Consider the following 12170-nt stretch of genomic DNA (forward strand, 5'->3'; position numbering starts at 1 on the left):
TTGGCTTGTGTACTGTATAACGTTTCAACGCGTCCCCAGAATTCTGAAAAGGTGAAAAATGTATTGTGGCACATTTTGAATTTCAAAACAAAATGTTTCATTATGATACCTCGTATAGTTTTCTTAAGGAACTATTATGTTACACTATAAATGACAGAATAGTTCCACTTATTAAAATTAAGGGAGGTAGTACCATGACAACATGGCTTACAAGTTTACAAACGGAAACACCTCAAGAAGGTTTTGAGCTAGCGATCACACTCGCTAGAAAAGGCGTCGCCTATACACAGACTTCTCCTGAAATTAGAAAGAAGTTGCGACCTCATTACGCGGAAAATGCAGATAGTCTTACGATGGCATCGCATGTAATTGCCGTTCACTTTCAGACAGTGTCCGCAGCAAATAATTATTGGAAGTAAGTCTACAGGTGATTCCGATAAAAAATCTTCAACAAAAAAGACGACAATTCATTCGCAATTGAATGAATCATCGTCTTTTTATTTTTGAGAAATCAACGCGTATAGTGACATTGATTTTTCACATGCTAATTTGGCTGGTTAGAACCGATTACTCCGAGTAATTATTCATTTGTGATTGAGCCTGACGCACTAGTCGCTTTGTAATTTCTCCGCCGACGGATCCGTTGGCACGCGATGTGGAGTCTGGTCCAAGGTTTACACCGAATTCGTTTGCGATCTCTTCCTTCATTTGGTTGATCGCTTGTTGTACGCCTGGAACTAAAAGTTGGTTTGAGTTGTTGTTGCTGCTGTTGTTTGGCATGTTGTCCACCTCCTTCTGACAATAGAATGAGCATTTTTTAAAAAAACATACTAAAAACTTTTTGAAATGATGATTATTTATTTGCTTCACATAAACAGCACCCGTACAAAGAAAATTAAAACCTCTACCGTTCGTGCTTCGGTAGAGGTTGCAGACTTACTAGCGTATATCTTCTATTCATGTCCCGTGCATAATTGTTTACTACGCTCTAACTCTTCTGTCATTTGTTTCTTCACGTCACTTGACCAGCCATGTTGAACAGCTAGAAAATCAATGACAGGTTCTTTCCATTGATCGACCCAGTCTACGTCAAATAGCAATGCACCTGTCCGTCTCCAGAAAAAATCTACGGGGGTGTGAACGAATTCTTTTGCAACGGAATACCACACTTGTGCGTAGATTTCGATTGGCAAATTAGCTCTCTGTGCGTCCGCCTTTCCATTTTGGATGACGCCAAATAATTCATCGATGTTCGATCCGTAATGAGTCACGAGCGCATAAGCCGTTTTCTCCGATAATCCAAGACCCATTCCTTCTTGTACTTTTCTGACGACGAAGGCTTCAAATCCTTTAGAACCACCTACATGACCACCCGAAATAGGAAGATGCATAGTGCGGCTAGACGGAATCTTTTTGCCATATTGTCTTTTGAAATCTGTAGCGATTAGATCGACAATGGTTTCAGCCATTTTTCGATAGCCTGTCAATTTTCCGCCAGCAATTGTGATTAAGCCGGAGTCCGATATCCAAATTTCATCTTTTCGCGAAATCTCTGAAGCACTCTTGCCTTCTTCTTGAATGAGGGGTCTAAGGCCTGCCCAACCCGATTCGATTTGCTGTTCGCTAATCTGGAGTTTCGGAAAAACAAAACGAATGGCATTTAGCAAGTACTCTTTGTCTGCTTGTGTGATTTGCGGCTCCGTCAAACTTCCTTGATAATCCGTATCGGTCGTTCCTATGTATGTTTTGCCGTCGCGCGGTATCGCTAGCACCATCCGGCCATCCGGTGTATCGAAATAAATCGTGTGGTCTAAAGGAAATACACGTTGGTCAAAGACTAAATGAACACCTTTAGTCAAATGAAGTTGCTTATGATCAGGCAAAGCATCCTTTTCGCGGACTTCATTGACCCAAGGACCAGCCGCGTTCAGTACGTTCTTTGCGCAAATTACACGGGACTTTCCCGTGAGCTGATCAACTACTTCGACGCCCGCCACTATGCCATCTTGATAAACAAAGTCTGTCACTTTTGTATAATTTAATACGGATGCACCGTGTTGCACAGCTTCTTTTATCACTTCAATTGTCAAGCGTGCATCGTCTGAACGATATTCAACGAATTTCCCTGCACCGAGGAGACCTTCCCGATTCAACTTCGGTTCAGCCTGTAATGTTTGCTTTTTTGACAGCATACGTTTTCGTTCTGATTTTTTCACTTTGGCTAACGTATCATAGACACGTAAGCCGATCGAACTGCCGAATCTACCGAACGTTCCACCTTTGTAGATAGGCAACAACAGCCATGTCGGAGTAGTCACATGCGGACCATTTTCATATACTATCGCACGTTCTTGTCCAGTTTGTGAAACAATTTTAAATTCAAGATTCTTTAAATAACGTAATCCGCCGTGAATCATCTTCGTGGAGCGACTCGAAGTCCCTGCTGCGAAGTCCTGCATTTCTACTAACACCGTTTTTAGGCCCCGGCTCGCTGCATCGAGCGCTATACCTGCTCCTGTCACGCCACCTCCTATTATCAGTACATCAAATTCTTCTGTTCGTATATTTTCTAGTATGTCCTCTCTTCTAAAGCGAGGTGGTTGATTGATCATATGTAGTAAACTCCTATCTTCACATCTTTATTAGCATAATAATACATCTAATCCGAATATTTTTAAAGTTAATTGACAAACTATTTGATTCGTGTGATAATTTCTACATGTTTAGTAGGAATAGTTATCCTATACATACGACCATTAGAAGGGCGCAAAGATAAAATGTAACCAAGCACGAGATAGACATTTGTTTGTAACAGACCTGTCCCTCTGTGGATCGGTCTTTTTTATACTACAGGAGGTTATGTGGATGGACGTATTTGTCAATGAACCAAAATATACTACCTATCGCTTTTTAGAAATCGAGGATATTAAACAGTACGTAAGAAATCTAGGTCTCTTTCCTGAGTCTGAAGACATTCATGTTATAGAAGTGAGTGATGGTAAGATCAATCATGTCTATAGAGTACATAATGAATTCAGGTCAATCATTTTTAAACAAGCAGTCCCTTACGCACGGGTCGTCGGCGAATCGATGCCATTGCCAATTGACCGAGTACGTATTGAAGCGGAAGTGATGGAGCTATACGAAAAAATCATGCCGAAAAGCGTCCCTTCCGTTTTGCACCTAGACGAAGTGATGGCCGTTGTCGTAATGGAAGACATGCTACCGCTCGAAGTGGGCCGTACTGCATTAATAAATGGAAGTGAATCAGCTCGTTTTGCATCAGATATTGGCAAAATAACGGCTGAAATCTTATTTAAGACCTCTGATTTTCACATGCCTTCTTCAGTCAAAAAAGAGCTGCAAGCACGATTGGCGAATCCCGGAATGCGACAGTTAACTGAGCAATTGGTTTTTGATTGGCCATATAGTGACCACGAGAGCAATGAATGTGAGGACGGTATGCGTAATGAAGTGAAATTCCTCAGTCAAGATCAGCGTTTATTGCTCGAAGTCGCGCAACTTAAACATAAATTCATGACTAAATCAGACGGTCTGATTCATGGGGATTTGCATAGCGGAGCCATTTTCACAGGAGAAAACCGTACAGTCATTTTCGATACGGAATTTGCACTTTTCGGACCATTCGGTTTCGACCTTGGCCAATTCATCGCAAATCTATTTTTAAACGGCATCGCCTTCCCCGAGTATAAGGAAAAGCGTTTTGAACAAGCAAAAGAAACATGGTATGCATTTACAGAAACGTTTTCAAACCTTTGGCAGAGCACTACTTATGAACGCTATACGAAAGTCGATGGATTTTACACTATTACCATGGAAGAGATCTTTACCGATCTCATCGGCTATGCGGGATGTGAATTAGTACGACGAGCAATCAGCATCGCACAAATTCCCGATATGAATACGGAAGAAGATGAAGACTTGCGCATGGCCGCTAGAAGGAAAGTTTTAGAACTAGGTAAATATATGATTATGGAACGTAAACAAATCCATTCGCTAGAACAATTGAGTCATTGGTTTCAAGCACCTAGATAAACACTAAAGGAGGCAGTTCGATGGGCGTTACAGCAACCTATTTATTCCCTACTCATCCAAATCAGGAAAAAATTGCAGAACAACACGCACTAGGGTTGACGATCGGTTCATGGACCGACATTCCCCATATTGAGCAACAACAACTAAAGCATCATAAAGGTGAAGTGGTGTCCGTTGTGAAAGGCGAACAGAAAGACACGGTGACCATATTTTATCCGTCGGCGAATTTTTCTGCCGACCTACCAGCTATCTTCACTACTGTCTACGGGAAGTTGTCCTTTTTCGAAGGTTATGAACTAATTGATTTACAATTCGACCATTCCCTACTCGCACAATTCCCCGGTCCTCGATTTGGTGTCAACGGTATTCGCGAACAACTCGGCGTCTATGATCGTCCACTAGTAAAGGCGATTTTTAAAGGTGTAATGGGACGCGATTTATCCTTTTTCTCTAGTCAACTTCAAGATTTATTAGCTGGTGGTATTGACTTGATCAAGGATGATGAAATTCTTTTCGAAAATCAATTAACTCCTTTTCATAAACGGGTCACTACTGCGAAAGACATTATCGATCATCATTACGAGAAAACAGGCGCACGTGCTTTATACGCCGTCAATTTATCGGGTAGATCCCATGAACTACATGAAAAAGCAGAGCGCGCCACCGAACTCGGAGCGAGCGCGTTATTGTTCAATGTGCACGCCTATGGTCTCGATACGCTGCAATCACTACGGGAAAATAACAATATCGGCTTACCTATCCTCGCCCATTCCGCATTATCGGGTGTGCTTGCTGGTCAAGCTGGTGGTGGATTTTCCTATCGTTTGCTCGTTGGAAAGTTGACGCGTCTCGTTGGTGGAGACCTTTCACTATTCCCGAGTCCTTACGGCAATGTCGCCATTTCACGCGAAGACGCGCTAGGAATTAACGAAGAGTTAAAACAAGACAATGGATTTGAACGAACGTTTGCTGTACCGTCTGCTGGTATTCATCCAGGAATGGTTCCGCAGTTGCTTGAAGATTTTGGTGACAATTTGGTAATCAATGCAGGTGGCGGGATTTTTGGACATCCAGACGGTCCAACACCTGGCGCACAAGCTTTCCGCGCAGCAATTGAAGCAAGTGTCGATCAGATTCCGTTGCAAGAAGCTGCAAAAACATCCAGCCCTTTGCGGCATGCATTGGAACAATGGGGCGCTCTTGAGGTTACGTATAGTGGAGGTTGAACAATGAGTAAAGTAGTGGTTTTTTGTGATTTTGATGGGACGATTACGAAAAAAGATAATATCATTAGTATTATGAATGAATTCGCATTGCCTGGCTGGAAAGAGATCACAGATGATATTTTACATCAAAACATCTCGATCCAAGATGGTGTGCGTCAGCTATTTTCGTTAATTCCGAGTACGTTACAAGAAGATATCATTTCTTTTGTCATGCAAGACGCGGAAATTAGAGAAGGATTCAGCGATTTTGTACAGTTTACGAAGGAGCGGAACATTCCGCTTTATATCGTCAGTGGCGGAATCGATTTCTTCGTTCATCCTGTGCTAGACCCTTTTGGTCCTTTCAATCATATTTATTGTAACGAAGCGACATTTGATGAAGAACGAATTGTGATTCATTATCCGCATGCTTGTGACGCGGACTGTATGAAGCAAGATTGTGGTTGCTGTAAACCGACCATCATGCGCAAGCTATCTGACGAGCAACAGACGCGTATCGTCATTGGCGATTCGGTAACTGACTTTGAAGCAGCGAAATTGGCTGACGTAGTCATCGCAAGAGACTTTTTAGCGGAAACTTGCGAGAAACTAGACATTCCTTATACGCGCTTTGACACATTTACTGATTGTATAGACATCGTGCAAGCGCAAATTTAATTTTATTTGATAGGAGCGAACGATTAATATGGCGACAATTACGATTCAAGGAACGAACGAAGTGATTGAAGGACAGCAAGAGGTCACGCAATTCTTAACACAACAGGAAGTGATTTATGAACACTGGTCCATTGATCAATTACCTGCTCATCTCCAAGAAAAGTTCGATTTGTCGGATTCGGAAAAAGAAGATATTCTCCAAGCTTTTAAATCAGATATTGATGCAATTTCTGAACGACGTGGCTATAAAGCAGCAGATATTATCTCGTTATCTAAAGATACACCGAATATTGAAGAAATGCTGAAGAACTTCGAACGGGAACATCATCATACCGACGATGAAGTCCGTTTTATCGTCAGTGGTCATGGTGTGTTCGTGATTCAAGGAAAAGATGAGCGCTTTTTTGAAGTGCATCTCGAACCAGGTGATTTGATTTCTGTACCTGAGAATATCCGTCATTACTTTACATTGGCTGCTGATCGTCAAGTAGTGGCCATTCGAATTTTCGTGACACCTGAAGGCTGGGTTGCAGTGTATTGATTGGAAGATGACTGCACCATAATTCCCTATAATTGAACTGAACCCTAACTGGTAGACACTTTATAAAAAAGTGGATCCGGTTAGGGTTGATTTCGTTTAAACGTACGCAAGACTCCCCTACCCTCTTTGGCTTATTACTTTCTATATTATATAACTATTTATCTGAATATTGAGTGCATTCTCTGCATTACGGGTATAAACAGAGTAGAGATACAAAATGAGTGAGGTGAGTTTAAGTGGAAAATTTCAATGAAGAAACCATTAAACAAAAGATGGAGTTACAACCAGAAGAGTTAAAAAAAACGGTAGACTACTCGATGTTTTCATTCAAATCTACGGAGCAAGTAGAAAAACTGACAACTATTGTTGGGCAACAACGGGCGCGGTCCGTGATGAATTTTGGGTTACATGTGAATAAACCCGGATATAATCTATACGTCGCTGGGATGGAAGGTGTCGGTAAAACATCCTTTGTCACTACCGTCGTAAATGACTTTGCCGAGAAAGAAGCTACACTTTTTGACTGGTGTTATGTAAATAACTTTGAAGATGCGTACAAACCTAAAGTGCTAAAACTTCCCGTCGGTTTGGGCAAGCAACTTCGAAAGTCCATGGAAGACCTATTAAAGGATTTGAAAACAGATATTCCCACTGCCTTTAACGAAGAAAACCGATTAAAGAATCGGTCATCGATCATTCGGAAATATAAAGATCAAGTTGACCAAGTATATAAACAAATCAATGAAATCGCTACTGAAAAAGGATTTCTACTTAAGCAAACAGATTCGACGATCGCCACCATTCCTATGGGCGAAGATGGAAACCCTATAAGTGAGGAAGCCTACAATCTATTAAATGATGAACAACGGACAGCCATTGAAAGTAACTCGGCCACATTGCAAGAAATTATATTGGAAGCGACGAAATCTATACCGCATTTCGAGCAAGAATTGAAAAAATCGTTGGCTGGCTTTGATCATCAAACTGCCATTACGACAATCGATTTTCATATTGATGAATTAAAGAAGATCTACAAAGACTGTCCCGAAGTGATGCACTATATAAAGGCAGTCCGAAAAGATCTCCAAAATAATTTTCATGCTTTTTTACCCATGCCATCAAAAAAAGAAGAAAAGCAGCTAGGTAATCTGTTCAACGATGAAAATCAAGCACTGAAAAAATATACGATTAATGTGCTAGTTGATAATAGCGAAACGACAGGCATGCCAGTGATCTCTGCAGACAACCCTACTTTTTATAATTTAATGGGCAAGGTCGAATATGAAAACCGAATGGGTGTCATGAGTACTGACTTTACCAAAATCAAACCTGGCTATTTACATGAAGCTAACGGAGGGTATTTGCTTATTCAGGCAAAGGATATTTTTTCGAAAAGACAGTCTTGGGAAGGATTAAAAAGAGCATTATTGATCCACAAATTACAAATTGAGAATATTGGCGAACACGCAAGTATCATTGCTACCGCATCAGTAAATCCAGACCCGATTCATCTTGACGTAAAAGTGATTATCATCGGAAATATGGACATTTATCAAGCCCTCTATCATCATGATGAAGATTTCCGTAAGCTCTTTAAAATTCGTGTAGACTTTGATGTAGAAATGAAATACAACCAAGATAATATTACAGGATTAGTTAGTTTTATTCATACTCATTGTAAAAAACATGGACTTCGGCATTTTGATCCGACGGCTGTCGCAAAAATTATTGAATTCAGCTCACGCATAGCGGGTGATCAAAACAAATTATCTACTCGCTTTAATTTACAAGTAGAATTACTTTACGAAGCAGATGCATGGGCAAGCATCATGGGAGACGATCTCGTTTCGGCTCAACATATCGAAAAAGCCATTCAGGAAAAGAAATATCGCTCCAACTTGTATGAGGAAAAAATCCAAGCGAGTATTGAAGAAGGACATATTTTAATTGATACAACAGGAGAAAAAATCGGACAAGTAAATGGCCTAGCGGTCTATGATTTAGGACAATATCATTTCGGTAAGCCGTCACGAATTACGGCTACCACATTTATGGGGAAGAAAGGTTTTGTCAATATTGAAAGAGAAAGCCAAATGAGCGGTAACACGCATAATAAAGGTGTCTATATATTAGGTGGATATTTGGGGCAAATGTTCGCTCAAAAATATCCGTTAGTATTGACCGCACACATCGCGTTCGAACAATCTTATGGGGGTGTAGATGGCGATAGTGCGTCAAGTACAGAATTGTATGCGATTCTCTCAAGCTTGGCGGAAATTCCAATCGATCAAGGATTGGCAGTAACTGGATCCGTCAATCAAAACGGGGAAATTCAGCCAATTGGTGGCGTAAATGAAAAAATAGAAGGCTTCTATAACGTATGTAAAAGTAGAGGGCTGACGGGAAAACAAGGCGTACTCATCCCTCATCAAAATGTGAAAAACTTGATGTTACATGATGAAGTCATTGAATCTGTTCGTGCTGGCGAGTTCCATATTTATAAAGTGCGGACGATTGAAGAAGGAATAGAAATATTAACTGGTGTGCCAGCTGGACTTCCGAATGAATACGGAGACTATGACAAAGAAACCGTTTATGGAAAAGCAGCAATGAAATTACGGATGTTCATGGAATTTGCAAGAGAACAAGAGAAATGAAAAAGGACTTGCGTATGAAGTCGTCGTGCAGAGTAAACTTTACGTCGCTTCTAACGCAAGTCCTTTCTTTAGTTGCGAGAGTAAATGTACAATCCATCTTGCAAACTATCCCCCTGGTTTTTAGTTTAATAATTCAGTCATCCGTAACAAATCACCAAAATCCCCCTATGTATTTCCAATTAGCTTACATTTTCAAGTCAATTCTATTACATTCCCTTTAAGGCGATCATGAAGTTGTACAATGACTATACGATAGTTTTCTTGAGGAGCCTGATTATGAATAAGAAACGTTTAACTTGGGTAGATGTTACCAAAGGTTTTTTAATGATTCTTGTCGTCATTGGACATTACCCTGGACAATTGGATTTCCCACTCGTTAAGTATATTTACTGGTTTCACATGCCAGCCTTTTTCATTTTAAGTGGATTATTTTTTAAGCCGGTAGTTGAAAAAGGTTTAATGAAACTTTCGATTCAAAAACGGTTTATGCAACTGATCGTTCCGTATTTATTTTTCCTCGTCAGCATTACGCTCATCCGGTACGGGATAGAAATTGGTTCGGGGAATTCGGACTTATCGTGGTATGTAAACGACTTGTGGACACTTGTTGTCGGTGGACGTTTTATACGCGGAGCCTATGGTGTATTCTGGTTTGTTACGACGCTATTCTTTACGTATTTATTTTTCTTATGGATGACTAAAAACTTTAACCGTACAAAACAATTCATTATTTTAGCTGTTTTTTATAGTATTGCTCACTTGGAAAGCTTGTTCGCGATGCACGTCATTGGCGGTAGCCCATCTACGGCAGCGCAAACGATTCCAATGATTTGGAACATCGATGTCGCATTGATGGCAGTCGTCTATTTTTCACTCGGCTATTATTTGAAGAGTTTCTGGATGAACATTCCGAAAAAATGGTTAATCGCAGGATTGCTCGTTAGTATCACGACCATATCACTCGATCATTACCACGTCATTGACTATCATTTGAGTATGAAATTTTTACGCTATGACCATTTCATCTTAGATTTGATCATCCCGCTATCTTTCACACTTGTGTTAGTTGGCACATTCCAACTCATAGCAGCTAAATTATCGTTACATTGGCTACAAAGAATCGAAAAGCATTCTCTGACCATTATGTATTTGCATATCTTTACGGATATTTTATTAAATGATTATTTTACGTATGGGATCATTGGGTTTACTGCATTTGGTTTGTTCATTCCCATCGTAGTTTCAATCATCATACAAAAATTTCTCCCACATGGAAAGCTATTCCTTGGTGGATTTACACAGAAGAAGACTACTGCCAAGCGTACAATAACGAAAAAAGTACCTGTGCACGAAACTTTCATGAATCGTTAAACATTCATGATCGTTTTGTAGCACAGGTATTTTTTTACGTATCTCACTACAGGTTACTCTGTTTTTTGTATTTTCAATCCTTCCATAGCATCCGATATTTCAAGGTAGTAATCGGAACGAATGGAAAACCAGGCAAAGTTGCTTTTCATGAGATTGCTTAGATAAGCATAATCCATCCATAATAAACAGCGGTATATTTGTTACTATTAAACATGTCGTACCTGTACACCGAGTAATTAGTCACTATCTATTTTTTAAATCTGTTTTCTGCATTCATATACATAATCGCAAATACAACGATCGCAATAAATAAAACAAAACCAACGTAGAACAACGAATTGTTATTGTATATATCACTAAGTAACCAAAAACCATGCTAAAAGACAATGCAAACATCATCTTCCCCATGAATTTACAAAGTGCAACCTCATCATACTTTTCTTTTTCTACTGGAGACATTGTATTGTAGCCCGCAATTATCATCGCGCCTTTGCCGTTCATAAACATAATTCCCAAACCAATAAACCCCACCATAATTAGTAGCATGATCAGCATATCGATCCCTCGCTTTGGTGTTCTTTCTTACTTTACATACGGATATATAGTTTAAAGGTTTCATTCCATTATCAAGTAGTTCAATTAATGAATCAGTTTCACGTGTAGAACTACTTGTCTAGTCAAGTCAATCTAAAAAGCACCCGTATCAGAACGTTCATGATTGTTTACACAAACATGCCCGTTTCTCATACAGGTGCTCATTTTCATTTCATTATAAAGCGACTTCTTTCAGTGCTTCTAACTGCTCGGTATCAAAGTGGTAGGTTTCGTTACAAAAATGACAATTCGCTTCAGCTTGTCCATCTGTTTGGATCATATCTTGAATCTCTTCGCTGCCTAAGCTAATAATCGCATTGGTGATGCGGTCCAGAGAGCATTGACATTGAAATTGAACAGGCATACTTTCTAACATGGTGACGTTTTCCGATCCTAACACGTGCTCAAGTAGTTGTTCGGGTGTACAATCTTCTGCAATTACGGAAGAGAGTGGCGCAATGCCTTTCATTCGCTCCTCAATCTTACGCATGACGTCTTCATCTGCACCAGGCAGGAGTTGAATAATAAAACCACCTGCTGCTTTCACGCTGTAATCAGGATTCATTACTACATCTACTCCGACGGCAGACGCTGTTTGTTCAGATTTAGAAAGATACGATGTATAGTCTTCTCCAATTTCCCCGGAAATGAGAGGGATTTGTCCCACGAAAGGATGCATCAGCCCCACGTCTTTTGAGACTGTTAACAAACCATTCGTCCCGACTGCCTTTCCGACTTCGTTCATTTCTAAGTTGGTTTGAGGATTCGAGACATATCCTCGAACTTCACCTTTAGCGTTCGAATCCACAAGAATAGTACCAAGTGGGCCGCCACCATTAATTTTCACCGATACTTTTTCTTCGCCCTTTAACATAGCGCCAAGAATAACTCCAGCAGTCATGGAACGTCCGAGGGCATCTATAGCTGTTGGAAGGGCTGCATGCCGTCGTTGTGCTTCCGCTACTGTTTTAGTTGTATTCACAGCGTATGCGCGCACTTGATTTTGATACGCCACTGCTTTGACTAAATAATCTTTCATGCTGCTATACATCCTTTCTATATCTTTGA

General features: G+C 40.3%; 11 protein-coding genes. 7 read left to right on the forward strand and 4 right to left on the reverse strand.

The annotated features are described in order from the left end of the window. The first annotated feature begins 194 nt into the window (after nucleotides 1-194). On the forward strand, nucleotides 195-419 hold the full coding sequence (locus CSV61_RS01485) for a hexameric tyrosine-coordinated heme protein (RefSeq protein ID WP_099637817.1): 225 nt from the start codon (nucleotides 195-197) through the stop codon (nucleotides 417-419). 148 nt (nucleotides 420-567) lie between these two features. Here CSV61_RS01485 and CSV61_RS01490 read toward each other — a convergent pair whose 3' ends face one another. Together CSV61_RS01490 and CSV61_RS01495 are read right to left on the reverse strand one after the other, a co-directional pair. Next, a complete protein-coding gene (locus CSV61_RS01490) occupies nucleotides 568-780 on the reverse strand; it encodes an alpha/beta-type small acid-soluble spore protein (protein WP_099637818.1) in 213 nt (70 codons plus the stop codon). 173 nt (nucleotides 781-953) lie between these two features. Continuing rightward, nucleotides 954-2612, reverse strand: a complete 1659-nt coding sequence (locus tag CSV61_RS01495; protein ID WP_099637819.1) for a glycerol-3-phosphate dehydrogenase/oxidase — start codon at nucleotides 2610-2612, stop codon at nucleotides 954-956. Between the two features lie 253 nt (nucleotides 2613-2865). Between CSV61_RS01495 and mtnK the strand changes: the two genes are divergently transcribed. From mtnK to CSV61_RS01525, 6 genes are all read left to right on the forward strand, one after another. Continuing rightward, nucleotides 2866-4056, forward strand: a complete 1191-nt coding sequence (gene mtnK, locus CSV61_RS01500) for an S-methyl-5-thioribose kinase (protein ID WP_158233747.1) — start codon at nucleotides 2866-2868, stop codon at nucleotides 4054-4056. A gap of 20 nt (nucleotides 4057-4076) precedes the next feature. Continuing rightward, nucleotides 4077-5282: a 2,3-diketo-5-methylthiopentyl-1-phosphate enolase gene (locus tag CSV61_RS01505; RefSeq protein WP_099637821.1), complete on the forward strand. Its 1206-nt coding sequence runs from the start codon at nucleotides 4077-4079 to the stop codon at nucleotides 5280-5282. A gap of 3 nt (nucleotides 5283-5285) precedes the next feature. Further along, nucleotides 5286-5939, forward strand: a complete 654-nt coding sequence (locus CSV61_RS01510; protein ID WP_099637822.1) for a 2-hydroxy-3-keto-5-methylthiopentenyl-1-phosphate phosphatase — start codon at nucleotides 5286-5288, stop codon at nucleotides 5937-5939. A 28-nt stretch (nucleotides 5940-5967) separates the two neighbouring features. Beyond that, a complete protein-coding gene (locus tag CSV61_RS01515) occupies nucleotides 5968-6480 on the forward strand; it encodes a 1,2-dihydroxy-3-keto-5-methylthiopentene dioxygenase (protein ID WP_099637823.1) in 513 nt (170 codons plus the stop codon). Nucleotides 6481-6716: 236 nt separating this feature from the next. Next, nucleotides 6717-9137 (forward strand): Lon protease family protein, encoded by a 2421-nt coding sequence (locus tag CSV61_RS01520; RefSeq protein ID WP_099637824.1) that lies wholly within the window; start codon nucleotides 6717-6719, stop codon nucleotides 9135-9137. A gap of 276 nt (nucleotides 9138-9413) precedes the next feature. Continuing rightward, nucleotides 9414-10508, forward strand: coding sequence for an acyltransferase family protein (locus tag CSV61_RS01525; RefSeq protein WP_099637825.1), 1095 nt, complete (start codon nucleotides 9414-9416; stop codon nucleotides 10506-10508). A gap of 273 nt (nucleotides 10509-10781) precedes the next feature. Here CSV61_RS01525 and CSV61_RS17310 read toward each other — a convergent pair whose 3' ends face one another. Together CSV61_RS17310 and hslO are read right to left on the reverse strand one after the other, a co-directional pair. Next, nucleotides 10782-11063 (reverse strand): DUF3784 domain-containing protein, encoded by a 282-nt coding sequence (locus CSV61_RS17310; protein ID WP_099637826.1) that lies wholly within the window; start codon nucleotides 11061-11063, stop codon nucleotides 10782-10784. A 214-nt stretch (nucleotides 11064-11277) separates the two neighbouring features. Beyond that, nucleotides 11278-12141 (reverse strand): Hsp33 family molecular chaperone HslO, encoded by an 864-nt coding sequence (hslO, locus tag CSV61_RS01535; RefSeq protein WP_099637827.1) that lies wholly within the window; start codon nucleotides 12139-12141, stop codon nucleotides 11278-11280. Nucleotides 12142-12170: the final 29 nt, after the last annotated feature.

It is taken from the genome of Sporosarcina sp. P3, assembly GCF_002743415.1.
Classification (GTDB): domain Bacteria; phylum Bacillota; class Bacilli; order Bacillales_A; family Planococcaceae; genus Sporosarcina; species Sporosarcina ureae_A.